Genomic DNA, 25,507 nt, shown 5'->3' on the forward strand with positions numbered 1-25,507 from the left:
TAAATCCATCACACATCATATATTTTAAAGGAGCTATTATGAATACCTTAAATCATATTACTAAAGTGAAAATTTATGAAATCCAAACATTTTTAGACATCCCTAGAAAACTTTCACCACTCGAAACCTTACATATTGCTTTTCAACCACACAATGTGAACCTTATTTATAACAATATGGGAAAAGACGAACAAACATACATCGAAAACTTGTTAAAGGATGCTTCATCAACTGTTAACGTTAATGAAGACATAAAAACTACTTGCAAATTAACAAATCAATTAGGATTCTTCTATAAAGAATCTACAGATGAATATATTATAGACCCTATCTATTTAAATAAGGTAAATGAATATGTTTTTACTGGACTCTATGAATATAAAGACTTAGATAATGATAACAAGCAATTGCTAAAAGAATTTAAAAAGCTAGATGAAAAAGTACGTTACAATATAGAACATACTAATTTAAAAGATTATTTAACAACTTTAAAAGCAAAAGATATTCAAAACATCTTAAAATTTTACGAATTTAAAAATACTTCAAAATTAAAAAAAGCTGATGCTGTGAAATTAATCAATGATACATTCTTTGAAAATAATGAATTGTTAGAACGTGTATTCAATCAATTTACAAATTCAACATTATTTATATTTCAATCTATATATGAAAACGACAAAAATTACACTTCCAATATAGATATCGCATCAACAGTTAATGACGTTCAAGAACTCACTTCACCATCACAGTTATTCAATTATTCATTTATATTCAACTACAATGCACGTTATAATATCGTTTCGATACCATATGACGCATTAGATTTTATAGATAAATATATTCAGTCAACTGGTGGCTTAGAATCGGTTATTGATGACCAAATTGAAAGAATCGGCACTCAAAAAGATAATATATTTGAATCACTAGCAGAACATTCATTAATCTCTGAAATTGAGGATGATTTAACTGGTTGGGATAGTTTAGGTGACTTTGATAGCTTAGCAGATTCTGAAGATAATTTTACTGAAAATGATATCATTGAGGCATTTGAGGAAAATAATCCAGATAATCAAGACGAGTTAGATAACAGTACATTAGAATCAGTTAACATAGAAAATTATATGGATCCAGAAATCCGTCAAAATCTAGTGCAAGAGCAATTGAAGCATTTTAAAAATGATCCTAAAAAACAACATTACGTTACACCTCTAAATATCTATATTGCAATCACAAATCTGTATGGTTATGCTTCTTTAGAGCGTGTGTCCTATTTGATGAAACATCTATATAATAAAGAGATGACTCAAAATGACATTAAAGATGAGATTAAAGATATGGATATCAATCGTTTAGTGACTATTCAAAACGATATGCTATTACATCCTGTCATTCCTTTGTTAACAAATAGTAGTGATATTGATGACCCATTTAAAGCGTTCTATGTACCAGACAATTTAGATGAACTGCTAACATATGTAAACAATGAGTATTATGGACGCAATACCAAACTTAAACAGTTCATTAAATTCATTAGAAATAACATTAAAGCAAATGATGATATTGAAAAAGAAAAAGCCGTTCAGTATATACTATTTCATTTAAGAATAGCACCCGATGAAGAACATGCTGTTGAAATGATGAACAATCTTTTTAAAGAGGATAAGATTTTACCAGTTCCAGATAAAACATTGAGCAAACAAATAGAAAAAGGTTGGACTCATCTAAGATTATGGAGTACACGTGGTTTTACAGTTCAAGAAATCTTGAATTCCACTAAATAATGAACGTACACAAAATGTTCATAGTTCATTATTTAATCAATGCTTAAACATTCAAATCATTTTTGATACGTGATACGCTATAATATATAATAAATTAAACACAATGAATATTGTACGAATAAAAGGAGTACCAAACCTAATGAAGAAAAGAGTCCTACTCACGTTAATCTTATCATTTGCACTTGTACTATCAGCTTGTGCCAATAAAAGTGAAGATAACAATGATCAAGATTCACACAGTAATGCTCATGCACCTAAAAATGCTAAGCAATTAAAAGAAAAAGATATTTTCACTTCTAACAAAAAAAATGCAACAATAAGTGAAGATGAAATGAACAAAGCACTTGAAAAATATTTACAAGTCAATAGCGATATTCTTGATAATAAGTACGTTATCCAACACCAATTAGATCGTCAAAGTGATAGCAGTAAAAAGATTACTAAAAAACAATCAGATCGTTTAAGTGAACTATCTAATTTGGCTGTTAAAAACGACTTACACTTCAAAAAATTCGTGAATAATAATAAAATTCCAAATGAATATAAAGATCCAACCAATCGTATTATCAAATATTTCAAAGCATTAAATAGCACTATTGCTGATGTCGATGAAGAGATTGAACAATTAAACTATCAACCTCAAAATTCAATCAATGTTGTTGATGTGCCAACTAACTATGCAGGCGATGTAAATAAAAAACAACAAGATAAAATCAAATCATTCTTGGATAAGAAAAATATCAAGACAGACGTTTTTGATAAATAGTAAATAAGCTTCTATTCGGTAAGTTTCATTATGAAAACTAATCGAGTAGAAGCTTTTTGTATGCTGTATTTATTTGGTTATACGCATTTATCGTAACATTGACATCATTACAATACTTAGTCACACTAATAAATGAGCAAAATTTTAAAAACAACATATATTTATAGGAGTGAGAACATGAAACGTCGCGTAATTTTTGTGATTATTGCAATTTTATCAACTGTTGCTACAATCATTATGTGCGCTAAGCATCCGACAGGCCCACATACAATAAGCTTAGATAAACCTGCAGAACTTTGGACTGCTATTGGTACTGTAGTTGCATTTGCGCTACCTGCACTTATTTTAAGTATTTTCAATCATCTTACTACTAGAATTATATCTAGCGTTCTACAAATTATTGCAATTGTACCTTGGTCTGGATTAGCTGTTGTCGCATTTATCCTAGAAGACTATTCAGTCGGTATTACTGCTGCAATTTCTGTTATTTTAATTATTATTAGTACGTTCGTTACTTTAATTGTGGGATCACCTAAACAGAAGAAACAAAATTCATAAAACAAGACACCCGGCTGTCTTAATTTATAAAAAAAGTGAAATGCGTTTGTATCATACACGCATTTCACCTTTTTATTATATTTCAATCAAATATGGCTTACAGTTTTCAACGTTAGCAGTTAATGCTTCGTCTTTTGTTAGTTGCTGTAAATAAACAAATAGACATCTAATAACAACTTGATGCGCTACAATAACAATCGCTTCTGCTTTTTTATCTACAATCGTATCGAAAAACATCGAAACTCTATCATAAACATCTTGATAACTTTCTCCTTCAGGTGCTTTTTGAGTAAAGCTATGGCGAAAATCTTTGTAATTATCGTCATTAAAATATTTATAAAAATGCTGATCTTCCGATACTTCTTTTTTAAATTTACCTTCAAATACACCTAATGATCTCTCTTTAAGTAAATCTGTATAGGTCGTAGGAAGATTGTATGGAAATATTGCTTCATATGTTTGCTGTGTTCTCAATAAACTCGACACGTACACATGATCAATCGCTTTATTCGCAAAGTAACTTACTAATGCTTGTGCACTTTCAGTACCTTTTTCAGTTAATGGCATATTAAGTTGACCACAGAAATAAGGTTCTCCGTGCTTATTATCATAATTTGATTTAGATTCACCATGTCTTACTAAATATATTTTCACTTTAACTCCCACCCTAATTTGCTTAACTTGATTTACTTAATAATAAATTAATTGATAGACCAATCAAAATAATACCTACTGCATAATCAAATATTGCTTTAATTTTCGGATTACTGAATAATAATTTAATGTATTGGAATATGAATACACAAAATAAAAACCAACAACATACGACTAACACTACAGATAAGACTAAAACTGCTACTTGAGATGTCATGTGTATATTTCCTTGTGATAAAAATTGAGGCAGTATACTCACGTAATAAAGTAATGCTTTAGGATTTAATATGGTACTTAAAAATCCTTGTCTATACGATGAAAGATATGAAACTTTGTTTAAATCTTGCTTTTGATCATTAAAAGACATGGATTGACGCGCTGACAAAATAGAACGAATACCTAAATAAATTAAGTAACACGCCCCAAATATTTTAATTAATAGAAAGACGTAATATAAACTTGTTAATATGTATATAATTCCGAAAATAGCTAAACTCGCATAAACAATATGACCAGTCGTAATGCCCAGTGCTGCTAACATACCATTTCTTTTTCCAGAATGGACAGTATTCTTCATGACGATTAGAAAATCTGGTCCCGGTACGATAATCATTAATAGTGAAATTAAAATAAATGTTATAATGCCTTCCATGATGAATCCCTCCATAATAGTATCCTATCAATAGCCGTATAAACATACAACAGAACGAAAAATATTGAGAATAGACTAACAATTTATGTATATAAAATTAATAGAATTAAACATATTCAAATGTGATTGCATAATTAAAATTAAATGTGTACAACGAAAAAATATTAATAGAATTAAGTTGTTTTAATTGGTATTTTAATTTAATTCATGATACTATGTACATGTAGTTATTAAGTAACTACAAAGTCTTTTATATTCATGAACATAATACTCCTGGATGGCGTTACCCAGCGTCATCCTCTTTTTATGCAAAAATTTAAGTGATATTGCAATTTGCATTTTATAAATTATTTAAAAACCATTTACTTTATTTATTAACTATCTTTTAGGGTACAAAATAAATGAGGAGGGTTTTTATGAAAACACTTATTATAATATTAGGCATACTAGTTATGTTGTCATGGAGTTACCTATTCTATGTATTTAAAAAGAAGGGGTATGGCCAACAATCAATTAGAATTTAAAATATTATCCTTCTTTCTTGTCTTTTAACACTTCTAATGACCATTTTAGCAAGCATATACGTAGAATAATGATGAATTGATACTTACAGTTTCAAAATAAGATTATATATAAAAATAGAGATGTCCTTATTTTCGAAGGTCATCTCTATAACTATATTTCAATTATTTTTTTCTTAAAGCTTTTAAGATTAATGAAACTACAAAAATTAAAATAATTGAACCTAGTAATGCTGGGAAGATATGAATTCTACCTAATTCTGGACCCCAATGTCCAAAAATCATTGATCCAACCCAAGCACCAACGATACCAGCAATAACATTACCTAAAATACCGCCTGGGATATCTTTACCAAGAATTGCGCCTGCAATCCAACCGATAAGACCACCTACGATGATCATTCCTATTAGACCCATGTATCTTCACTCCTTTCAATATGTAATTATTATATTGTCTACTTAAGGTGTATACCCCATATTCACTATTCAAAACGAATTTGGATAAAAATTAATTAAATTCAGTAAATAAATAGATATTTATTGATTGATTCTTATTAATCATTAGTTTAAAATTTTTAATTGCGATTAATTTAACAAAAATAAATAACTACTAACTCAATGGGATGGTTGTTAACATAATGATTATGGGAGGATGCATTATATGAAGAAAAATAAACTATCCTTTTTTAAAATATGCTTCGATGTGTTGAGTGGTATTTCAATTATTCTAATCCTATCTATTATTACGCTTAACTTTTTTATCAAAGGTCATTTACACGGTCAGTTTGAAATCGGATTTCATGTGGAAAGCAAACAAATATATTTAATGACATTTTTAATTCTATTAATTATTTGTAGCAGCTTAACTTCATATATTATTGGCCATGTTAGTAAGAATAAATAGGAAAAAGCTATGGTTATGACATTTATTATCAAGTGTCTTAACCATAGCTTTTTTGATGATTTATATTTGACTTTATTCAGGAATAAATACTTCTGTTTCACTATCATTGGGATAGTAATATCCGTTTGGAATACATTGCAATTCTATCAATAAGTTCCATTCTGTTTTTAAATAAACACTGCTACTCTTTTCACTATCTTCATATCTAGAATTATCATGTTTTTCTGATAAAGGTATTGCTCCTGCTTCTACAGCTTGTTTGATTGCTAAATCCATATCTTCTACAAAAATTGAAATGTGATTAAAACCTAAATCCTCTAATCTCAATGGTGATTTTTGATCACTATTTTGAATTTCAAACATTTCTATATTGGCACCATTACCTATGACAATCATTCTTTGCTTTATAATTTCTGCTCCTTCTGATAAACCAAGCATTCTCTCAACCTCTTTGCCCTTACGAGGTTCGTCATCATAAGTTAATCCATCATAAGCAACTTTTGCTCTAAATGCATTTTTTAAAAACTTTGTTGCCTCATCGATATTGGGAACAGTTAAACCTACATGATTAATACCTTTAATATTATTACTCATCAACAATACTCCTAACCGTATTTTTATTAACTCGTTACTTCTAATAACAAGTTGTAACAAACGATTTAATTTACTCTACTTACTTTCCCCTATTTAATGGAGCATATTCATTGATAAGATTTTTAATAATATTAAGATATTACTTACCTATCTTTTCTAAATCATTCGTACATTGCCTTATCTCTAGTTTTAAAAAACACAAAAATACCCCCGTAAGCATTAAGCTTACGGGGTTTGACAATAAATTATATATTATTGTTCTTCTTTAACATATGGTAATAAAGCCATATGACGTGCACGTTTGATAGCAGCTGTCAACATACGTTGATATTTAGCTGAAGTACCAGTTACACGACGTGGTAAAATTTTACCGCGTTCTGAGATAAAACGTTTTAATAATTCAGTGTCTTTATAATCGATATGAGTAATACCATTTGCTGTGAAATAGCATACTTTTTTACGACGACGTCCGCCTCTTCTTGGTCCACCTGCCATGGTTAACTGCCTCCTTTTAATTTATTTTTTAATTAGTTATTTTTTAGAATGGTAAATCATCATCACTAATATCAATAGGTCCGTTTGCATTTGCAAATGGGTTATCTGATTGATTTGAATTAGATTTAGATGAATTGTTGTTATACGAAGTATTTTGTCCTGATTGTTGACCACCGAATCCTTGACCGTAATCTTGGAATTCGTTGTTTTGTGAACGTTGGCCACCACCGTTTTGTGAATTTTTAGGTTCAAGGAATTGAACACTGTCACAAACGACTTCAGTTACAAAGATACGACGACCTTCTTGATTTTCATAACTACGTGACTGTATGCGACCATCAACGCCAGCTAAACTACCTTTAGATAAGTAGTTATTTACATTTTCTGCTTGTCTTCTGAAAACAACACAGTTAATGAAATCTGCTTCGCGTTCCCCTTGAGCATTCGTGAAAGTACGATTAACTGCTAGAGTAAATGTCGCTACACTTACGCCTGAGGGAGTGGTTCTGTATTCTGGATCTTTCGTCAAACGACCTACTAATACAACTCTATTTATCATTTAAACGCCCCCGTCCAATTATTACTTATCTTGGTCTTCACGGATAACGATGTAACGAATGATATCGTCATTGATTTTAGCTAAACGTTGGAATTCGTCAGTAGCTCTATTGTTATCTGATTTGATACGTACGATGTTATAGAAACCTTCTTTGAAATCATTGATTTCATAAGCTAGGCGACGTTTACCCCAGTCTTTTACTTCTAAAACTTCTGATCCTTCTGAAGCTAAGATACCGTTAAAGCGTTCTACAACTGCTTTTTTCGCATCTTCTTCAATGTTTGGACGTACGATGTACATAATTTCATATGTTCTCATTGTATATTTGCACCTCCTTGTGGTCTATACGGCTTACCATCATTTTTGTGATAAGCAAGGAATAATTTTCATTACTCACAATCAAGAATTATAGCACAGAGTATTACTTTTTACAATCATATTTAATAATACATAGTCCTTAAAAATTATCATTAGCTTAGTAACTGACAGTTATCCATTAATTTAGAATGCCCGCTCACTTATTTTGCATAATTTTTTTAATAACTTTTTATAAAAATAAACATTAATCTACATAGTAAAATCTATTGGTATATTGTGCAATTTTCATCATTGTAAATAGAATTTAATTGTAATAATATCATTGTTATGTTTTTAATTTAATTGCATTTAATTTTTATAAACAAAGGAGTACATATATGTTAAAGAAAGTATCATACTCGATGTTAGCCGCATCGATGTTAACTACAATTTCAAGTATCAATTTATCATACGCTGACGAAAATTCAAAAAATACTGATGGCAATAAAAATGAAAAAGGCACAATGGGTTATGGTTATCAACAATATATGAAAAAACATCCAGAAAAAGCTGAAAATAAAACACAAAATCGTTCTACTTTTTCAACTAAATCTCGTGCAGCAACAACAAATAATGGTGAGCGAGTATTAGATATTTCTGAATGGCAAGGTAATTTGACTGACGCTCAAGTCAAACAATTAAAGAAAAAGTATGACTTTATAATCATTCGAGGACAATACGGATCTGAATATGTCGATAAATGTTTACAACATAATTCTGAACTATTAGATAAGAACAATATGAAGTTTGGTGTTTATTCGTATAGTATGTATGAAAATGCTGACGATGCTCGCTACGAAGCGAAAATGTTATATAATCGTGCGCCAAAAGCTGAATTTTATGTTAATGACTACGAACAACAAACTGTTACTTCTGGCGATGCTAATACCGCCACAACAGCATGGGCTAACCAAATGAAAAAATTAGCTGGCGATAAAAAAGTTCTATTCTACTCTTATGAGAATTTTATGGTAAACAATGTGGCAAATGCCGTTAGTTCATACGATGGTTACTGGTTAGCGTCATATCAAGCTCAAGAACCAACTCGCGAAAAAGTACTTTGGCAATATACTGATAGTTTCTACTCACCTGAGTTAAACCAGAACGTAGATGCTAACTATGTAGATTCAAACGTAAACACAAACTGGTTTACATCATAAATTTTCATAAAAAGCACTTCACAAATACGAACACTTGTTCTATAATGATGTTGAGGTGTCAAACATGAAATTGAATTTAGATTGGGATAAAGACTTTCAAGAGTTTCAAGATATATTAAATTGTGGTTTACACCCAGAATGGTTGTATAATGCTAAAGCAAATATGATTTTAGAACCTGCCTATACTGGTGAAGGTAAACAATTTTTTAGAACAACAGATATTATTAAAGCAAGCGAAACTATTCCCTTCTTTTAAAATAAATTATCTTTAAATCAAGCAATGTAGTCTGTCACTAAGCAACTCCGACCTAGCACTACATTGCTTTTTTTAATATTAAAAAACTACTCTAGGTATTCTAGAGTAGTTATAATCCGTATTATTTAACGTTTATACATTAAATCTGAAGTGAACAATGTCGCCATCTTGCATGATATAATCCTTACCTTCTAAGCGTTGTCTACCCGCTTCTTTAGCACCATGTTCTCCACCATGTTCAACGTAATCACTATAACTTGTTACTTCTGCACGAATGAAACCACGTTCGAAGTCTGTATGAATAATTCCGGCACATTGAGGTGCTGTCATTCCTTGTACGAATGTCCATGCACGTACTTCTTGTACACCAGCAGTGAAATATGTTGATAATCCTAATAAATCATAAGTTGTACGAATTAAACGATCTAATCCTGGTTCTTCGATACCTAAATCTTCTAAGAACATTTCTTTATCTTCGTCATCTAATGTTGCTATTTCTTCTTCGATTTTCGCACTAATTACAATTACTTCAGAATCTTCTTGTGCAGCATAATCACGAATTGCTTTAACTTTATCGTTTTCTTCATCGCCAATTTCATCTTCACCAACATTAGCAATATATAACATTTTTTTAGATGTTAATAATTGTGCTTGGTTAACCCATTTTTGATCTTCATCATTGAATTCAATACTACGAACTGGTTTACCTTCTTCTAACGTTTCTTTGATTTTTGATAAAATGCGTAATTCCATTTCCGCTGTTTTATCTTTTTGTCGAGCCATTTTTTCAATCTTAGGTAAGCGTTTCTCTACTGATTCTAAATCTGCTAATACTAATTCCATGTTGATAACTTCAATGTCATCTAATGGATTTACTCGTCCAGAAACGTGAGTAACATTTTCATCATCAAACGCACGTACAACTTGGCAAATTGCATCTACTTCTCTAATGTGTGATAAGAATTTATTTCCTAGACCTTCACCTTTTGACGCACCTTTAACAATACCAGCAATATCCGTGAATTCGAATGTTGTCGGAATCGTTTTCTTAGGTTGAACCATTTCTTCTAATTTTAACAAACGTGAATCCGGAACTTCTACGATTCCTACGTTTGGATCAATTGTTGCGAATGGGTAGTTCGCCGCTAAAGCCCCCGCTTTAGTAATTGCATTAAAAAGTGTAGACTTCCCTACGTTTGGTAAACCTACAATACCTGCTGTTAAAGCCATTAATCATTCTCCTAACTTTCTGTATCTTGATTGGATACTAAAATTTTCTTTAATTTTTTATTAAACGTCTGACGTGGAATCATAATACTACGATGACAATTTTCACATTTAATTCTTATATCAGCGCCCATTCTTATGATTTTAAAACGATTTGTTCCACATGCATGTTGTTTTTTCATTTCTACTATATCATTTATTCCGTAATTTGACGTCATGAAATTACCTCCAATGATAACTAGCCACGTTTTTGCTCATCGTATGGGGCAAAAATAGGTTTAGGCATCTTAATATTTTCTCTAACAAATAATCGTTGTACTTCTTTTCTAATAATTCTTCCTCCAGATGCACCTTCGCCTGGTATTGTTTCAGCAGAAATTCTAATAGTAACTTTATTATTGTCTATAGAATCAATACCTTCTACTACTGGATCACTCACAAATAAGTAATACTTACTTCTAAGTGATTGGAATAATTTATTTAACTCTTTCTCAACGTGATCTAAATTTTCTTCTACTGAAACTGGTATAGCTACAATGGATGTACCATTAGTAATAGAAAAGTTAGTAATTTCACCCATACTACCATTTGGCAAGATTGTTAATTCACCAGAAATTGTATTAATACGCGTTGATCTAAGCCCGATAGATTTTACAGTTCCCTCAGCGACTGTAGTACCACCGCTATTAATTTTAACATAGTCACCAACATCAAATTGATTTTCAAATATAATAAAAAATCCAGTTATGATATCTTTAACTATTGTTTGCGCACCAAAACCAACTGCTAGTCCTACTACACCAGCACTAGCTATAATGCCTTCAACACTGATACCAAATTTACTTAAAATTGTAGTAATAACAATAAACCATACTATATATTTAACTACATTTTGTACGAGTGATATTAATGTATTGGAACGTTTTTTATTTCCTTTTTTACTTTTGTTTTGAATTTTAAATCCTTGTTCTATAACTTTGTTCAAAATACTTATTACAATAATAGCAGCTACAATATAAATCAAAATTGTAATAATTTTAATAGCTAAGTTTTCATATGTTTCTACTTTTGTAAGTGGTTCTAATAAAGAAGAAAGGATATGTTTGACCTGATTCATTGTGTAATTACCTCCTCATCTCAATCATTTCATAATTAAATCATTATATCTTAAAATCATGATTTTTTAATCGGTCTACGGTTTTATAAGCTACTAATATATTGCTGTTTATATTATTTTAATCATTACGATTACTCAAAATTTTGATTAAGTCGTTTAATTAACAACTTAAATTCTTCTTCTGATTTGAATTCAAATGTAATTTTTCCAACACTCTTTTTAGTTGATATATCAACTTTAGCACCATATTGTTCTTTTAGTTCTCTTTCTTGTTTTTGAATAAATTTAGGTTTGTTTAATTTAGGTTCGTCTGTATTTATCTTTGTGGAGTTTTGGTTTAAATAATCATTGATATAACTTTCTAAGTATCTTACGCTCCATGATTCTTTAGCTGCTTTTTTAGCTACTGTTTTCATTTTTTGAGGAGATTTTAAACCTAATAGTGTACGTCCATGGGCTCCAGATAACTCACCATTTCTCACCATCTTAGCAACATCAGTAGGAAGTTTTAATAATCGCAACATGTTAGCAATATATGGACGTGATTTAGCAAGTCGTTGAGCTACTTCTTGTTGTGTTATATTTAAATCTTCCATAAGTTTCTTATAACTTTCAGCTTCTTCAATCGCGTTTAAATCTTCTCGTTGTAAATTCTCAATGATGGCTAATTCCATCATATCTTCATCAGATAAATCTTTAACAATTGCAGGAATTTCAGTTAAACCTAATTGTTTAGATGCTCTAAAACGTCTCTCACCTACAACAATATAGTAACCTTGAACAGTTTTTCTTAAAACAATAGGTTGTAATACACCATGTTGTTTTATCGATTGTGCCAAATCATTTAATTTATACTCATCAAATGTTTTTCTCGGTTGATAAGGATTAGCTTTGATTAATGCTAATGAAACGGAATGTATATGTTCATCTTTGTTTAATTTTAATCTTTGATCTTCTTGATGAGCCATTTTTTCACATCTTTCTATATGAATTTAACGCTTTGATATTGATGTATATCGTATCTCTATTCATTTTAAAAATTTACATCTTTTTTCACAAGTAGTAATGATAACTTACAAGAAATTCTTTTCATATTGTTTAACTATGTCATCAGCGTAACATTAATATCTGAATTTATTTTTTAATCTAAATTTTCAGAAAAATAGTTGACAAATGATTCTACTATATGTAAGCTATGTATTAACAATTACAAAACGAAACATTTTACACACTATAAAAAGGAAAGTAAGACTTACACTGCTTATACAGAGAATCTTCACAAGCTGAGAGAAGATATTGAAAGAAAGTTTGAAAATGGCCTTGGAGTGTTGATGCCAATACGAGGTATCAACGGGTTCGCCCGTTATAGCGATACAGTATTAACATTTTGTTAAATGGCGTACTGGAATTTCTAGACGCACATTTTATCGTTAATACTCATTTCTTCAGTTTGAATTAATGAGTTTTTTTAATGATAATTTTGTGATTCTTATTATTTATCAGTGCCTCTTATTTTAGCAATATGGTGTACTGATAGAGGTTACTTTAGCAATAAAGTAGCAAACAAAGGTGGTACCACGAAACTAAAGCTTTCGTCCTTTACATCCGAATCTATCGGGTTTAAAGGACGGAAGCTTTTTTATTTTAATTAAGGAGGGTCTAGTAATGAAGGATACAGAACTAGCACAAATAGCTTTAACTAAAGATCATACAGGAGCTATCGCAAATCCAATATATTTATCAACTGCTTACCAACATCCTCAACTAGGTCAGTCAACAGGTTATGACTATACAAGAACTAAAAATCCTACTCGCTCAGCATTTGAAGAATCATTCGCCAAATTAGAGAAAGGTGTTGCATCATTTGCGACATCTAGCGGAATGGCTGCAATTCAGTTAGTTTGTAATTTATTCAAACCAGGAGATGAAGTCTTAGTCGCTTTTGATTTATACGGCGGCACTTTTAGATTATTTGATTTCTATGAACGACAATATGGCGTGAAGTTTAAATACGTTGATTTTCTAAATTATGAAGAAGTTGAAAAGGCAATCACACCACAAACAAAAGCACTTTTCATTGAACCTATTTCAAACCCGCAAATGATAGATATTGATGTCACACCATATTACGTATTAAGTAAACAACGTCATTTACTAACAATCATTGATAATACGTTTTTAACGCCATATCTCTCAACACCATTAGAAGAAGGCGCTGATATTGTTTTACATTCAGCAACCAAATATATAGGCGGACACAATGATGTTTTAGCTGGTGTAGTAACAGTTAAAGATGAAAGTTTAGCTGAAGAATTGGGACAATTTCATAATATGATAGGTGCTACCCTTTCCCCTTTAGATAGCTATTTATTACAAAGAGGGCTTAAAACATTACATCTTCGTATTGACCGTTCTCAAGAAAATGCTAAAAAATTAGCTACTAAATGTCAGGAATTAGAAGCAATTGATGAAGTACTATATAGTGGTCGCACTGGAATGTTAAGTTTACGCCTCAATAAGGCGTTTAGAGTCCCTAAATTTTTGGAAAATTTAGATATTTGTATATTTGCTGAAAGCTTAGGCGGTACTGAAACATTTATTACATTCCCTTATACCCAAACTCACGTTGACATGCCTGACGTAGAGAAAGACAAACGTGGTATCGATGAACAGTTAATTAGATTATCAGTCGGAATAGAAGATTATAACGATATTGAAGCAGATATTATTCAAGCTTTAGCGCATTCAAAATTAGGAGTGATTTCATGAATTTATCAATAGATACTGAAGTGATTTTTGATGAACGACGCGGAAAAGATTATATTTCAGCAAATCCACCTTACTATGATTCATCAACATTTCACCAAGATAAACTTGGTGGCAATCAGTTATATGACTATGCAAGAAGTGGTAACCCAAACAGAAAAATTTTAGAAGAAAAATTGGCACACTTAGAAAATGGAAAATATGGATATGCTTTTGCTTCTGGCATAGCAGCAATATCTGCAGTTTTACTTACTTTAAAAACTGGTGACCATGTCATATTACCTAATGATGTATATGGTGGTACTTTTCGCTTAACAGAAGATATTTTAAAACGATTTAATATCGAGTTTACAACAGTAGACGCTACTCATTCAGAAAATATTAAAAAAGCTGTTCAATCTAATACAAAGTTAATTTATGTTGAAACACCATCTAATCCCTGTTTTAAAGTGACAGATATAAGAGCCGTTGCAAAAATAGCTAAAACACATCAGTTATTACTGGCAGTTGACAATACATTTATGACACCACTAGGTCAATCCCCTCTAGAACTTGGTGCAGATATTGTCATTCACAGTGCAACCAAATTTTTAGGTAGGCATAGCGACCTACTTGCTGGTGCAGTTATCACTAATCGTGAAGATGTAGCTGACGCATTATATTTAATACAAAATGGCACTGGAAATGCCTTATCCTCATATGATAGTTGGACATTAGCCAAACATCTTAAAACATTTCCTGTCAGATTCAAACAATCTGTAACAAATGCAGAAAAGCTTGTAACATTTTTAAATCAAAGAGATGAAATATCTGAAGTATATTACCCAGGAAATAACAAAATACATCTTAAACAAGCTAAGACCGGTGGAGCAGTTATTGGCTTTAGGTTAAAAGATGAAACAAAAGCACAAGCATTTGTAGACGCCCTTACTATCCCACTCGTGTCAGTTAGTTTAGGTGGTGTTGAGACGATATTATCTCATCCTGCCACCATGTCACATGCAGCAATACCAGAAAATATTAGAAACGAAAGAGGTATTACATTTGGATTATTCCGCTTAAGCGTAGGATTAGAAAATCCGGATGAACTCATTGCTGACATCAACTACGCTTTAAAGGAGGCATTTAATGAGTCAATTCCTGAAGAAATTACAGAACAACGTTTTAGTAGCTGACGGTGCAATGGGAACTATTCTTTATTCCGAAGGCTTGGACACCTGCCCTGAAGCTTATAACTTAACGCATCCTGAAAAGGTTGAACGTATCCATCGATCCTATATAGAAGCTGGCGCTGATGTTATTCAAACCAATACGTATGGAGCCAATTTTGAAAAGTTAAAAGTCTTTGGTTTAGAACATAAAGTTAAAGAAATTCACAAAGCCGCTGTCCAAATTGCTAAAAAAGCCGCAAACAATGACACTTTCATATTAGGAACAGTTGGTGGCTTTAGAGGTGTTAAACAAGATGAATTAAGTCTTTCAACAATTCAATATCACACGGAAAATCAAATAGATACTTTAGTAGATGAAGGTGTAGATGCCCTATTATTCGAAACTTATTATGATTTAGAAGAATTAACAGGCATTATCGTTTCTACTAAAAGAAAATATGACATTCCAATCGTAGCGCAATTGACCGCTTCAAATACAAATTATTTGGTAGATGGAACACCTATCAACGATGCGTTAAAACATCTTGTAGAATGTGGTGCAGATATTGTAGGACTCAATTGTCATCACGGTCCACATCATATGCAACGTTCATTTTCACATATTGAATTACCTAATAATGCTTTTCTTTCCTGCTATCCGAACGCAAGCTTATTAGATATTAAGAATAGTGAATTTAAATATAGTGATAACGCTCAATATTTTGGTGATATAGCTCAGGAATTAATACACGAAGGTGTGAGATTAATAGGTGGTTGTTGCGGCACCACTCCTGAACATATTAATTACATTAAAACATCAGTTTCTAATTTAAAACCGATCAATCATAAAAACGTTATACCAATTCATAAGAAAGTTAATCGCGAGAAAGATATTAGTTTCAAACAGTCTCTGACTTCAAAGGTGAAACAAGGACCTACAGTTATAGTCGAACTTGATACACCTAAACACTTAGACACTGAACAATTCTTTAATAATATTGGCAAACTAGATGATGCCGATATTGATGCTGTCACTCTAGCAGATAATTCATTAGCTACTGTCCGTGTTAGTAACATTGCTGCTGCAAGTATTATCAAACAACGATTCAACATTGAACCGTTAGTTCATATTACTTGTCGTGACCGAAATCTAATAGGCTTACAATCTCATCTGTTAGGCCTATCATTAATTGGCGTAAATGAAATTTTAGCCATTACAGGTGATCCTTCCAAAGTCGGTCATTTACCAGGAGCAACTAATGTCTATGATGTTAACTCAAAAGGTTTAACTGAAATCGCACTTCGCTTTAACCAAGGTATTAACACAGATGGTGATGCGCTGAAGAAACATACGAACTTTAACATCGCCGGAGCATTTGATCCGAATGTAAGAAAACTTGATGGAGCAGTTAAACGCCTTGAAAAGAAAGTAGCAAGTGGCATGAGCTATTTCATAACACAACCTGTATATAGTAAAGAAAAGATTAAACAGGTCTATGAAGCTACGAAACACTTAAACACACCTTTCTTTATAGGTATTATGCCAATCGCAAGTTATAACAATGCTCTATTTTTACACAACGAAGTACCTGGCATAAAAATGTCAGAAGATGTACTTAATCAATTCAAAGCAGTTAAAGATGATAAAGAAAAAACAAAAGAACTTAGCCTTAGACTTTCTAAGGAACTTATCGACACGGTACATGAATACTTTAATGGATTGTACATTATCACACCTTTTCAAAAGGTCGATTATTCATTAGAACTAGCAGCATATTCAAAATCTATTACCACTCATAAGGAGGCAATATTATGACAACAATTAAAACATCAAACTTAGGATTCCCAAGATTAGGTAGAAAAAGAGAATGGAAGAAAGCTATTGAGAGCTATTGGGCTCAAAAAATTGATAAACAAACTTTAGATCAAACACTAACTGACTTACACAAAGAGAACCTTTTACTACAAAAAAATTATAATTTAGACAGCATTCCTGTAGGTGATTTCTCTTTATACGACCATATCTTAGATACATCATTATTATTCAACATCATTCCTGAACGTTTCCAAGGCAGAGAAGTCAACGATGACTTGTTATTTGATATTGCACGTGGTAATAAAGAACATGTCGCAAGTGCCTTAATCAAATGGTTTAACACAAATTATCACTATATTGTACCTGAATGGAATAACGCGGAGCCAAAAGTAAATCATAATGTATTATTAGAACGATTTAAATATGCACAATCAATTAATGTTAATGCACACCCTGTTATTGTAGGACCGATTACTTTTGTGAAATTATCAAAAGGTGGTCACCAATCATTTGAAGAAAAAGTAAACACGTTACTTCCATTATATAAAGAAGTACTACAATCTCTTGTTGACGCTGGCGCTGAATATATCCAAGTTGATGAGCCAGTCTTGGTTACAGATGAAAGTGAAAGTTATGAAAGTATTACTAAAGAAGCTTATGATTATTTTGCAGAAGCAGGTTTAGGAGAAAAATTAGTTATTCAAACATATTTTGAGCGTGTAAATCTTAAATTCTTAAGTTCATTACCAGTTGGTGGTTTAGGATTAGATTTCGTTCATGATCATGGATTCAACTTAGAACAAATTAAAGATGGTGAATTTGATAAGAATAAAACTTTATACGCAGGTATTATCGATGGCCGAAACGTTTGGGCTGCTGATATCGAATCTAAAAAATCACTTATCGAAACATTACAACAATATGCACAAAATATTGTTATTCAACCATCATCTTCATTATTACATGTCCCTGTTTCATTAGATGACGAAACGCTAGATGAATCTATTGCTGAAGGTTTAAGCTTTGCGACTGAAAAATTAGATGAATTAGATGCTTTACGTCGTGTATTTAACGACAACGACACTACTAAATTTGATGAACTTAAATCTCGATATGAACGATTCCAAAGTCAATCATTCAAAAACTTAGAGTATGATTTTGATAGTGTTCCAACACAACGTCAATCACCATTCTCACAACGTAAGCAAGCACAATACGAAAGATTAAACTTACCAGATTTACCAACAACAACAATCGGTTCATTCCCACAAACACGAGAAGTTCGTAAATTCCGTGCTGATTGGAAAAATAATCGTATTTCAGATGAAGCTTATAATGAGTTTTTAGAAAATGAAATTGCACGTTGGATTAAAATTCAAGAAGATATCGGTCTTGATGTACTTGTACATGGTGAATTCGAACGAAATGACATGGTTGAATTCTTTGGCGAAAAATTACAAGGATTTTTAGTTACAAAATTTGGTTGGGTTCAATCATATGGTTCACGTGCTGTAAAACCACCTGTTATTTATGGCGACGTAAAATGGACTGAGCCACTAACAGTTAAAGAAACTGTTTATGCTCAAAGTTTAACTGATAAGCCAGTTAAAGGTATGCTTACTGGCCCAGTTACAATTTTAAACTGGTCATTTGAACGTGTAGATATCCCACGCAAAACAGTACAAGATCAAATCGCCCTAGCTATTGATGCTGAAGTATTAGCATTAGAAGAAAATGGTATTAAAGTAATCCAAGTAGACGAACCAGCCCTACGAGAAGGTTTACCGCTTCGTTCTGAATACCATGAACAATATATTAAAGATGCCGTACATTCATTTAAATTAGCAACATCATCTGTCAAAGATGAAACACAAATTCATACGCATATGTGTTATTCTCAATTTGGTCAAATCATTCATGCCATTCATGATCTAGATGCAGATGTGATTTCTATTGAAACTTCTCGTAGTCATGGTGATTTGATTAAAGACTTTGAAGATATTAATTATGACTTAGGTATTGGTTTAGGGGTATATGATATCCATAGTCCTCGCATTCCTACAGAAAATGAAATTACAACTGCTATTAATCGTTCTTTACAGCAAATTGATCGCTCATTATTCTGGGTAAATCCAGACTGCGGATTAAAAACACGTAAAGAAGATGAGGTTAAAGAAGCATTAACTGTACTAGTTAACGCTGTAAGAAAGAAACGTGAAGAAAATAATGCTACAACAGCATAAAACAAATTAAGGGTGATGCTTATGACAAACTATCCTTTATGGGATCAATTAAATCAATTGAAAGAATCAACATGGGTCGATTTAACACATACTTTCGACCCTGATATTCCAAGGTTCAGTGATTTTGAAAAAGGTGAAGTATCTACATTATTTACAGTTAAAGAACATGGTTTCTATGTGCAAAGATGGAATATTGTAACCCAATATGGTACACACATAGACGCACCTATTCATTTTGTTGAAAATCAAAGATATCTTGCGGAATTAGATTTAAAAGAATTAGTATTACCATTGATTGTCTTAGATTTTTCAAAAGAAGTTGCAGAAAACCCAGATTTTATTGTAACTCGTGAACATTTAGAACAGTGGGAAGCTGAAAATGGTCAAATTGAAGATGGCACATTTGTTGCACTGCGCACAGATTGGTCTAAACGTTGGCCAGATATTGAAGCATTTGAAAACAAAGATGAAGATGGTAACCAGCATTTACCTGGTTGGGGATTAGACGCACTCAAGTTCTTAATTGAAGAACGTCATATTAAATCAGTTGGCCATGAAACATTTGATACTGATGCTTCAGTTGATATTGCTAAAAACGGCGATATTGTAGGAGAACGATATGTTTTAGGGAAAGATACATTCCAAGTCGAATTATTAACTAACCTAGATCAATTACCTACACGTGGTGCCGTCATTTATGCAATCAGCCCTAAACCTAAAGACGCACCTGGTTTCCCAGTTCGCGCATTTGCGATAAAGCCCTAGTAAGTATAGAGCCCCCCTGTTCTATACTTGAGCATTGACACATATCCAAAATAACGATAAAACACCCCCTAATATAAATCATGCAACGGATAACGTACTATTTAAAGTGCGCTCTACCCGTTGCATTTTTAATTACATCATTTTATGTAGTCTTTTACTTTTCATTACCATTAAAAACTTTGCTAATACTTATTAAAATAAGGATTGTTACTATTCCACCTATGATCATAGGTACCAACGTAAAACCTCCTATGTATATTAATCATCTTTCAATGAAGTTGTGTCTACTTTAGATACATTACCGTTTTCATCTAATAAAGGTGTAACGCCTCCACCTGTACTTACCCACGTTGCAAGATATTGAATGCCCGTATCTTTATCCGTTAATACATAACAACGTACATTTGAGTTCTTAGAGACATTTTCTACATTAAAGCGATTATCATTCTTTTTGTTATTAAACATCAATAAAAGCCTCCTTTATTATAAATTTCTAATTATCTATTTCACTAAACTATTATTTGAAACGTATAATTTGGTTGCCATTAAGAAAAGTAGCATATGCTATGAACAAGCCACTATGATAAGTGGCTGCATCGTTGCTTTGTTTACGCATTGGCAACGTAAACGCAACGATAAATAGGTGACTTTAGCCACACTAAAAACCCCCTAACTATAGGCGTAGTTAGGGGGTTTGGTGCATGATATAAATAAAGTGTTTAATCATATCAAGACCACTGCAATAAGTGGCTGCATCGTTGCTATGTTTGCGTATTGGCTACGTAAGCGTAACGATAAATAGGTGACTTTAGTCGTGCTAATAATTATTTAGCTACATCATTAGCTAAGAAATATTAACACTACTGTTGCTTATATAGTAACATAATACACTAAAAAAATAAATATACTTTATGTATCGAATAAGATATCAAACCTTTATTTTTTATCCTGTATTTATAATAGACAATTCTTCTATTTCCCTTAGATTCCATCTACATATTCACGTATTTTCTTAAGTGCATATTCAATATTTTCCTTGGATTCATAAGCAAATGATAGACTAATAGCATTCATATATCGACTAAATATTCAAAAGAAAGTATTTAATTAAAAGCCAAACTGGAATCCCCTTTTAATCAAGTTAAATTGACTAGACAAAAATCATTAACCTTTTCAGATTCTTTTCCAAAACATCATAAAATTTTGTTACTATAAATTTAAACGAATTGGTAATTTTATTTAAGAATGCTAATTGGAGTTGATAATATGAGTACTATTAATAAAGATGAGAAAAACACAAATATAAACAAATTATCCTTTTACTTGAATATAGCTAGTGGGACATTGATTATTATAGGTATATTAATATTTATCCTTCGTATCATATTGGATACTATGTATGGAGGTTCTCCTTTTAAATCAGTAGAGAGCATCTTTATTGTTGCCGGATTATTAATATCAATTGTGGCATATGCTTTAGAGAAAAACTGGAAAGAAGTCATCATATCTATTATTGTTACTCTATTCGTCATATTCATTCTATTCACATAAATTAACAAGCACTCAACTACGAGTGCTTGTTTTATTTTGAGAAATAATAGAACTCATATTAATCACTTTAACCATAAATCCCTCTCTCTCAATTATTACAACTTTCTGTAATGTTAATGCGCATTCAATAAAGCCAAAATATTAAATTAATATAGTAAACATCTACACTTCACGTTTTGTTACAGCAAGTAATATTGGAAAGTCTATTGTTACGGAGATATGCAACTGAGTTGAATTTCAATTACGAAAACGTAACATCGCCCATAACCTCAAATTCTTCTGTTAGAGTAAACCTTGTCGTTGGGAGCGACGAAAAAATATAAATAAAACTGACAGTGTATTCTACCTATCGCTACTTCAATCAATGGTAGAATCACAAATTTTTGGGAGGACTTATTTATTATGAAAAAAATCGTTACAATTTCAACTCTAACAGCAGGCATCGGTGTAGCAGCAATAGGAATAAATGCTAATCATGCAGACGCTGCAGAATATAATCACCATCAAGCACCTCAACAACAAGGACAATTTAATCAACAAGGACCTAGAGGGTTTAATGGACAATTTAATCATCAAAATCATCAAAATTATAATCAAATGAATGGTCAATGGCATCCGCAATATAATCATCAATCTAGCGGTTATAAACAACCTCAGTTTAAACAACAATCATTCAATCATAATAACAACACATCAAATTCAACATCAGTAAGTAATAGTTCGTCATCAAGTTCAAGCAGCTCTAGCTCATCATCAAGTAGTTCATCTACAACTACATCAACTTCAAAACAAACAACATCATCTACATCTGGTAACTTATATACTGCTGGACAATGTACTTGGTACGTTTATGATAGAACTGGTGGAAAAATCCCTAGTACTTGGGGCAATGCGAACAACTGGGCAAGTGCAGCACAATCTTCTGGTTACACTGTAGACAATAGTCCTGAAAAAGGTTCTATCCTACAAACATCTGAAGGTACTTATGGTCACGTAGCTTATGTAGAAAGTGTCGGTAGTGATGGATCCGTTACTGTTTCAGAAATGAACTATTCAGGCGGACCTTATGTAACAGATACACGTACGATTTCAGCTAGCCAAGCTAAATCTTATAATTATATCCACTTATAAAAGTTTGAATTCGACATATGTTTTTGAAACTTGAAAATGTTTAACTGTTTAACTTATAAAAAAAGCGATTAAAAAATGCGATAAATATCCAAAAACACCCCTGCTAGCCATATGGTTAACAGAGGTGTTTGTTGTGTTTAAATTTATAATATTTACCTATACAAATGCACCCCATAAAGTTAGATTTTAGTCCAACTTTTGGGGTGCAACATTAGTCTTACGTCTTAAATTTCTACGTCCTCAACTATATTAGCTTCAAACTCATCAAGCAGTTCACGTGCTTCGGCAATTGATTTTGTCTCCATCAATTGGTGTCGTAATTGACTAGCACCTTTGATACCTCTTACGTATATTTTGAAGAATCTACGTAAGCTTTTGAATTGTTTGGCTTCATCTTTATCATATTTTTGGAATAATGATAAATGTAGTCTTAACAATCCTAATAATTCTTTACTCGTATGTTCACGTGGTTCTTTTTCAAAGGCAAATGGATTGTGGAAAATACCTCTACCAATCATGACACCATCAACGCCATATTTTTCAGCAAGTTCAAAACCTGTTTGTCTGTCTGGAATATCACCATTAATTGTTAATAATGTATTCGGTGCAATTTCATCTCGCAATTGTTTAATGGCTTCGATGAGTTCCCAGTGTGCGTCGACTTTACTCATTTCTTTACGTGTACGAAGATGGATAGAAAGATTTGCGATGTCTTGTTCGAAGACGTGTCTCAACCAATCTCTCCATTCATCAATTTCATAATAACCTAATCTCGTTTTAACACTTACAGGTAATCCGCCTTCTTTAGTCGCTTGAATGATTTCAGCCGCAACTTCAGGTCGTAAAATTAAGCCAGATCCTTTACCTTTTTTAGCAACGTTTGCTACAGGACAGCCCATATTTAAATCAATGCCTTTAAAGCCCATCTCTGCTAAACGGACGCTCGTCTCACGGAATTGCTCGGGTTTATCTCCCCATATATGTGCAACCATAGGCTGTTCATCTTCACTAAATGTTAAACGTCCACGAACACTGTGCACGCCTTCAGGATGACAAAAACTCTCTGTATTCGTAAATTCAGTGAAAAACACATCCGGTCTAGCCGCTTCACTCACGACATGACGAAAGACAATATCCGTCACATCTTCCATAGGAGCTAAAATGAAAAACGGACGTGGTAGTTCACTCCAAAAATTTTCCTTCATGATATATTTAAACCTTCTTATCTATTAGTATCTCGTATTTTTATGCATGATGATATTACCACAAATCCTGAACTTATACAAAAGGAATTTAGCCTAGTCACCCACTTGATCCAAGTATGTCTAAAAGTAGTCTAAAATTCATATGATCATAAAACAAATGTCTACTCTATTCTATTATTAGTTATACAATTTAACATTTAAAGGCTAATATTCTTATTTCTGAATGCCTATTTTTTTGATCGTAGTTTAAATATCCTTCAAATAAGTTAACCCCTTGATTTTGTAAATAAAACTATATACTTCAACCAATAATATAGACATTTAATGACAATTATTTTGTATTGTCTAAATACTAAGAATTATTTTAAAAATATTATTTTTTTATTTAGTAGCCTATGTTATTATTTAGTTGCAATATTCAAAAAATTATAGATGGGAGATATTTTTATGAAAACAACTAAAATTTTAGGGGCAACAACTTTAGCAGGAGCATTATTATTTACAGGGGTTAATGCGCACGCTGCTGAAAACGTATCTAAATCACAAGCTGAAGATAGTGTGAGAAATTTAGTAACTAATAATAGTAACTTTCATCCTAAAGAAGGTACTAACTTTACTGAGTTTTATCAAGATGATGTAGATTATCCAGTTGATAATAGTTATCCAATTATTTTTGGTGAAGAACCCAACCAATCTCCTACAACATTATTTGTTAAGAAAGATACTGGTGATATTTATGATTATGATGGTAATTTAGTTCAAAAAGGTTCAGTTGGTTCTGAAGATACTAATCAAAATAATGAACAACAAACACCAGCTACTGATAACACAGTAACTCAAGACAATACTCAATCACAATCTGAAGCTCAAACATTACCAGAAACTGGTGAAACATCTAACACAACTTTAGTTACTATGATTGCAGCAGTAATGTTAGCAGCAGGTTCACTATTAACTTTCAAACGCTTTTCTAAAGATAATAAATAAGTTCATATAGATTAATTTAGAGTACAAAGCATTGCTTTGTACTCTTTTTCTATTATTTATGTTTTTCATAGTTCATCTGCCATTTTTGGGCGCTAATTTATCTCTTAATATTAAACAAATAATCATTAAAATGATAATTGGTATAAAGTAATAAAACGCATTTATATTTGTAAAAAATTCAAGTCCAAAGTAAAGAACGAATAATACAGAAAAGATAATATTAAATAATAATCTTAAGTTTCTTTTTGTCATACCTCGTTCAAACCTCCACTCTAATTTTAGAAACTTGCC

At 31.8% G+C, this 25,507-nt stretch carries 29 protein-coding genes and 1 other annotated feature; of the genes, 15 read left to right on the plus strand and 14 right to left on the minus strand.

Going from position 1 to position 25,507, the window contains the following annotated elements:
* Window positions 1-38 precede the first annotated feature (38 nt).
* The 3 genes from NSQ15_RS11730 (at window position 39) to NSQ15_RS11740 (ending at window position 3,105) form a co-directional block, all read left to right on the plus strand.
* The gene (locus tag NSQ15_RS11730) at window positions 39-1,781 is read left to right on the plus strand and encodes a hypothetical protein (protein ID WP_340747172.1); all 1,743 of its coding nucleotides are present in this window, start codon (window positions 39-41) and stop codon (window positions 1,779-1,781) included.
* Window positions 1,782-1,920: 139 nt separating this feature from the next.
* The gene (locus tag NSQ15_RS11735) at window positions 1,921-2,547 is read left to right on the plus strand and encodes an NDxxF motif lipoprotein (RefSeq protein ID WP_070451894.1); all 627 of its coding nucleotides are present in this window, start codon (window positions 1,921-1,923) and stop codon (window positions 2,545-2,547) included.
* Window positions 2,548-2,724: 177 nt separating this feature from the next.
* Window positions 2,725-3,105 carry a hypothetical protein gene (locus tag NSQ15_RS11740; protein ID WP_029056590.1) on the plus strand — a complete coding sequence of 127 codons (381 nt, stop codon included), beginning with the start codon at window positions 2,725-2,727 and terminating at the stop codon, window positions 3,103-3,105.
* A gap of 75 nt (window positions 3,106-3,180) precedes the next feature.
* On the opposite strand, the gene NSQ15_RS11745 is transcribed toward NSQ15_RS11740, so the two are convergent.
* The 7 genes from NSQ15_RS11745 to rpsF all read right to left on the minus strand — a co-directional run bounded on the left by NSQ15_RS11745 (window position 3,181) and on the right by rpsF (window position 7,802).
* Window positions 3,181-3,759, minus strand: a complete 579-nt coding sequence (locus tag NSQ15_RS11745) for a histidine phosphatase family protein (protein WP_070451890.1) — start codon at window positions 3,757-3,759, stop codon at window positions 3,181-3,183.
* 22 nt (window positions 3,760-3,781) lie between these two features.
* Complete coding sequence (locus NSQ15_RS11750) at window positions 3,782-4,411, minus strand: LysE family translocator (RefSeq protein WP_070451888.1); 630 nt, start codon at window positions 4,409-4,411, stop codon at window positions 3,782-3,784.
* A 686-nt stretch (window positions 4,412-5,097) separates the two neighbouring features.
* On the minus strand, window positions 5,098-5,349 hold the full coding sequence (locus NSQ15_RS11755; RefSeq protein WP_070451885.1) for a GlsB/YeaQ/YmgE family stress response membrane protein: 252 nt from the start codon (window positions 5,347-5,349) through the stop codon (window positions 5,098-5,100).
* Window positions 5,350-5,908: 559 nt separating this feature from the next.
* Entirely contained in the window at window positions 5,909-6,430 is a 522-nt protein-coding gene (locus NSQ15_RS11760) for a VOC family protein (protein WP_070451879.1), read from the minus strand.
* 252 nt (window positions 6,431-6,682) lie between these two features.
* A complete protein-coding gene (gene rpsR, locus NSQ15_RS11765) occupies window positions 6,683-6,925 on the minus strand; it encodes a 30S ribosomal protein S18 (protein WP_002451519.1) in 243 nt (80 codons plus the stop codon).
* A gap of 43 nt (window positions 6,926-6,968) precedes the next feature.
* Window positions 6,969-7,484: a single-stranded DNA-binding protein gene (gene ssb / locus NSQ15_RS11770; RefSeq protein WP_017637494.1), complete on the minus strand. Its 516-nt coding sequence runs from the start codon at window positions 7,482-7,484 to the stop codon at window positions 6,969-6,971.
* 21 nt (window positions 7,485-7,505) lie between these two features.
* Complete coding sequence (gene rpsF / locus NSQ15_RS11775) at window positions 7,506-7,802, minus strand: 30S ribosomal protein S6 (RefSeq protein ID WP_017637495.1); 297 nt, start codon at window positions 7,800-7,802, stop codon at window positions 7,506-7,508.
* Window positions 7,803-8,179: 377 nt separating this feature from the next.
* Between rpsF and NSQ15_RS11780 the strand changes: the two genes are divergently transcribed.
* Window positions 8,180-9,001 carry a GH25 family lysozyme gene (locus tag NSQ15_RS11780; protein WP_070451877.1) on the plus strand — a complete coding sequence of 274 codons (822 nt, stop codon included), beginning with the start codon at window positions 8,180-8,182 and terminating at the stop codon, window positions 8,999-9,001.
* A 64-nt stretch (window positions 9,002-9,065) separates the two neighbouring features.
* A complete protein-coding gene (locus tag NSQ15_RS11785) occupies window positions 9,066-9,257 on the plus strand; it encodes a hypothetical protein (RefSeq protein WP_017637497.1) in 192 nt (63 codons plus the stop codon).
* A 132-nt stretch (window positions 9,258-9,389) separates the two neighbouring features.
* On the opposite strand, the gene ychF is transcribed toward NSQ15_RS11785, so the two are convergent.
* The 4 genes from ychF to NSQ15_RS11805 all read right to left on the minus strand — a co-directional run bounded on the left by ychF (window position 9,390) and on the right by NSQ15_RS11805 (window position 12,569).
* Window positions 9,390-10,487 carry a redox-regulated ATPase YchF gene (gene ychF, locus NSQ15_RS11790; protein WP_017637498.1) on the minus strand — a complete coding sequence of 366 codons (1,098 nt, stop codon included), beginning with the start codon at window positions 10,485-10,487 and terminating at the stop codon, window positions 9,390-9,392.
* 11 nt (window positions 10,488-10,498) lie between these two features.
* Window positions 10,499-10,702, minus strand: coding sequence for a DUF951 domain-containing protein (locus NSQ15_RS11795; protein WP_017637499.1), 204 nt, complete (start codon window positions 10,700-10,702; stop codon window positions 10,499-10,501).
* Window positions 10,703-10,722: 20 nt separating this feature from the next.
* Complete coding sequence (locus tag NSQ15_RS11800) at window positions 10,723-11,601, minus strand: mechanosensitive ion channel family protein (protein ID WP_046467355.1); 879 nt, start codon at window positions 11,599-11,601, stop codon at window positions 10,723-10,725.
* 131 nt (window positions 11,602-11,732) lie between these two features.
* A complete protein-coding gene (locus NSQ15_RS11805) occupies window positions 11,733-12,569 on the minus strand; it encodes a ParB/RepB/Spo0J family partition protein (protein WP_154874773.1) in 837 nt (278 codons plus the stop codon).
* 256 nt (window positions 12,570-12,825) lie between these two features.
* Window positions 12,826-13,204, plus strand: a binding site (T-box leader).
* Between the two features lie 62 nt (window positions 13,205-13,266).
* Between NSQ15_RS11805 and NSQ15_RS11810 the strand changes: the two genes are divergently transcribed.
* From NSQ15_RS11810 to NSQ15_RS11830, 5 genes are read left to right on the plus strand one after another with little or no spacing between them, the layout of a single operon-like run.
* Window positions 13,267-14,370, plus strand: a complete 1,104-nt coding sequence (locus NSQ15_RS11810) for a PLP-dependent transferase (RefSeq protein ID WP_124760232.1) — start codon at window positions 13,267-13,269, stop codon at window positions 14,368-14,370.
* Window positions 14,367-15,542 carry a cystathionine beta-lyase MetC gene (metC, locus tag NSQ15_RS11815; RefSeq protein WP_340747174.1) on the plus strand — a complete coding sequence of 392 codons (1,176 nt, stop codon included), beginning with the start codon at window positions 14,367-14,369 and terminating at the stop codon, window positions 15,540-15,542. The genes NSQ15_RS11810 and metC overlap by 4 nt, the downstream gene beginning before the upstream one ends.
* The gene (locus NSQ15_RS11820; RefSeq protein WP_070451870.1) at window positions 15,496-17,334 is read left to right on the plus strand and encodes a bifunctional homocysteine S-methyltransferase/methylenetetrahydrofolate reductase; all 1,839 of its coding nucleotides are present in this window, start codon (window positions 15,496-15,498) and stop codon (window positions 17,332-17,334) included. Before metC ends, NSQ15_RS11820 begins: the two co-directional genes overlap by 47 nt.
* Window positions 17,331-19,577 carry a 5-methyltetrahydropteroyltriglutamate--homocysteine S-methyltransferase gene (gene metE / locus NSQ15_RS11825; RefSeq protein ID WP_340747176.1) on the plus strand — a complete coding sequence of 749 codons (2,247 nt, stop codon included), beginning with the start codon at window positions 17,331-17,333 and terminating at the stop codon, window positions 19,575-19,577. Before NSQ15_RS11820 ends, metE begins: the two co-directional genes overlap by 4 nt.
* Window positions 19,578-19,598: 21 nt before the next feature.
* Complete coding sequence (locus NSQ15_RS11830) at window positions 19,599-20,342, plus strand: cyclase family protein (RefSeq protein WP_070451866.1); 744 nt, start codon at window positions 19,599-19,601, stop codon at window positions 20,340-20,342.
* Between the two features lie 258 nt (window positions 20,343-20,600).
* On the opposite strand, the gene NSQ15_RS11835 is transcribed toward NSQ15_RS11830, so the two are convergent.
* Window positions 20,601-20,807 (minus strand): DUF6440 family protein, encoded by a 207-nt coding sequence (locus NSQ15_RS11835; protein ID WP_070451864.1) that lies wholly within the window; start codon window positions 20,805-20,807, stop codon window positions 20,601-20,603.
* A 94-nt stretch (window positions 20,808-20,901) separates the two neighbouring features.
* Between NSQ15_RS11835 and NSQ15_RS11840 the strand changes: the two genes are divergently transcribed.
* From NSQ15_RS11840 to NSQ15_RS11855, 4 genes are all read left to right on the plus strand, one after another.
* Window positions 20,902-20,985 carry a type I toxin-antitoxin system Fst family toxin gene (locus NSQ15_RS11840; protein ID WP_231290210.1) on the plus strand — a complete coding sequence of 28 codons (84 nt, stop codon included), beginning with the start codon at window positions 20,902-20,904 and terminating at the stop codon, window positions 20,983-20,985.
* 63 nt (window positions 20,986-21,048) lie between these two features.
* Entirely contained in the window at window positions 21,049-21,144 is a 96-nt protein-coding gene (locus NSQ15_RS11845; protein ID WP_108000192.1) for a type I toxin-antitoxin system Fst family toxin, read from the plus strand.
* Between the two features lie 464 nt (window positions 21,145-21,608).
* The gene (locus tag NSQ15_RS11850) at window positions 21,609-21,893 is read left to right on the plus strand and encodes a hypothetical protein (protein ID WP_123186392.1); all 285 of its coding nucleotides are present in this window, start codon (window positions 21,609-21,611) and stop codon (window positions 21,891-21,893) included.
* A 402-nt stretch (window positions 21,894-22,295) separates the two neighbouring features.
* Entirely contained in the window at window positions 22,296-23,024 is a 729-nt protein-coding gene (locus NSQ15_RS11855) for a CHAP domain-containing protein (RefSeq protein WP_070451861.1), read from the plus strand.
* Between the two features lie 224 nt (window positions 23,025-23,248).
* Here the strand turns inward: NSQ15_RS11855 and NSQ15_RS11860 are convergent, their stop codons facing one another.
* Entirely contained in the window at window positions 23,249-24,229 is a 981-nt protein-coding gene (locus NSQ15_RS11860) for a tRNA dihydrouridine synthase (RefSeq protein ID WP_340747177.1), read from the minus strand.
* A gap of 447 nt (window positions 24,230-24,676) precedes the next feature.
* Between NSQ15_RS11860 and NSQ15_RS11865 the strand changes: the two genes are divergently transcribed.
* Window positions 24,677-25,216, plus strand: coding sequence for an LPXTG cell wall anchor domain-containing protein (locus NSQ15_RS11865; RefSeq protein ID WP_017637510.1), 540 nt, complete (start codon window positions 24,677-24,679; stop codon window positions 25,214-25,216).
* A gap of 72 nt (window positions 25,217-25,288) precedes the next feature.
* On the opposite strand, the gene NSQ15_RS11870 is transcribed toward NSQ15_RS11865, so the two are convergent.
* A complete protein-coding gene (locus NSQ15_RS11870; RefSeq protein ID WP_017637511.1) occupies window positions 25,289-25,468 on the minus strand; it encodes a hypothetical protein in 180 nt (59 codons plus the stop codon).
* Window positions 25,469-25,507: the final 39 nt, after the last annotated feature.

Source organism: Staphylococcus sp. FSL W8-0774 (assembly GCF_038006785.1).
Classification (GTDB): domain Bacteria; phylum Bacillota; class Bacilli; order Staphylococcales; family Staphylococcaceae; genus Staphylococcus; species Staphylococcus pasteuri.

Coding starts and splice junctions, on each gene's coding strand:
- NSQ15_RS11730 (WP_340747172.1), top strand. CDS start 39: ATGAATACCTTAAATCATATTACTAAAGTGAAAATTTATGAAATCCAA.
- NSQ15_RS11735 (WP_070451894.1), top strand. CDS start 1,921: ATGAAGAAAAGAGTCCTACTCACGTTAATCTTATCATTTGCACTTGTA.
- NSQ15_RS11740 (WP_029056590.1), top strand. CDS start 2,725: ATGAAACGTCGCGTAATTTTTGTGATTATTGCAATTTTATCAACTGTT.
- NSQ15_RS11750 (WP_070451888.1), bottom strand. CDS start 4,411: ATGGAAGGCATTATAACATTTATTTTAATTTCACTATTAATGATTATC.
- NSQ15_RS11755 (WP_070451885.1), bottom strand. CDS start 5,349: ATGGGTCTAATAGGAATGATCATCGTAGGTGGTCTTATCGGTTGGATT.
- NSQ15_RS11760 (WP_070451879.1), bottom strand. CDS start 6,430: ATGAGTAATAATATTAAAGGTATTAATCATGTAGGTTTAACTGTTCCC.
- rpsR (WP_002451519.1), bottom strand. CDS start 6,925: ATGGCAGGTGGACCAAGAAGAGGCGGACGTCGTCGTAAAAAAGTATGC.
- ssb (WP_017637494.1), bottom strand. CDS start 7,484: ATGATAAATAGAGTTGTATTAGTAGGTCGTTTGACGAAAGATCCAGAA.
- rpsF (WP_017637495.1), bottom strand. CDS start 7,802: ATGAGAACATATGAAATTATGTACATCGTACGTCCAAACATTGAAGAA.
- NSQ15_RS11780 (WP_070451877.1), top strand. CDS start 8,180: ATGTTAAAGAAAGTATCATACTCGATGTTAGCCGCATCGATGTTAACT.
- NSQ15_RS11785 (WP_017637497.1), top strand. CDS start 9,066: ATGAAATTGAATTTAGATTGGGATAAAGACTTTCAAGAGTTTCAAGAT.
- ychF (WP_017637498.1), bottom strand. CDS start 10,487: ATGGCTTTAACAGCAGGTATTGTAGGTTTACCAAACGTAGGGAAGTCT.
- NSQ15_RS11795 (WP_017637499.1), bottom strand. CDS start 10,702: ATGACGTCAAATTACGGAATAAATGATATAGTAGAAATGAAAAAACAA.
- NSQ15_RS11800 (WP_046467355.1), bottom strand. CDS start 11,601: ATGAATCAGGTCAAACATATCCTTTCTTCTTTATTAGAACCACTTACA.
- NSQ15_RS11805 (WP_154874773.1), bottom strand. CDS start 12,569: ATGGCTCATCAAGAAGATCAAAGATTAAAATTAAACAAAGATGAACAT.
- NSQ15_RS11810 (WP_124760232.1), top strand. CDS start 13,267: ATGAAGGATACAGAACTAGCACAAATAGCTTTAACTAAAGATCATACA.
- metC (WP_340747174.1), top strand. CDS start 14,367: ATGAATTTATCAATAGATACTGAAGTGATTTTTGATGAACGACGCGGA.
- NSQ15_RS11820 (WP_070451870.1), top strand. CDS start 15,496: ATGAGTCAATTCCTGAAGAAATTACAGAACAACGTTTTAGTAGCTGAC.
- metE (WP_340747176.1), top strand. CDS start 17,331: ATGACAACAATTAAAACATCAAACTTAGGATTCCCAAGATTAGGTAGA.
- NSQ15_RS11830 (WP_070451866.1), top strand. CDS start 19,599: ATGACAAACTATCCTTTATGGGATCAATTAAATCAATTGAAAGAATCA.
- NSQ15_RS11835 (WP_070451864.1), bottom strand. CDS start 20,807: ATGTTTAATAACAAAAAGAATGATAATCGCTTTAATGTAGAAAATGTC.
- NSQ15_RS11850 (WP_123186392.1), top strand. CDS start 21,609: ATGAGTACTATTAATAAAGATGAGAAAAACACAAATATAAACAAATTA.
- NSQ15_RS11855 (WP_070451861.1), top strand. CDS start 22,296: ATGAAAAAAATCGTTACAATTTCAACTCTAACAGCAGGCATCGGTGTA.
- NSQ15_RS11860 (WP_340747177.1), bottom strand. CDS start 24,229: ATGAAGGAAAATTTTTGGAGTGAACTACCACGTCCGTTTTTCATTTTA.
- NSQ15_RS11865 (WP_017637510.1), top strand. CDS start 24,677: ATGAAAACAACTAAAATTTTAGGGGCAACAACTTTAGCAGGAGCATTA.
- NSQ15_RS11870 (WP_017637511.1), bottom strand. CDS start 25,468: ATGACAAAAAGAAACTTAAGATTATTATTTAATATTATCTTTTCTGTA.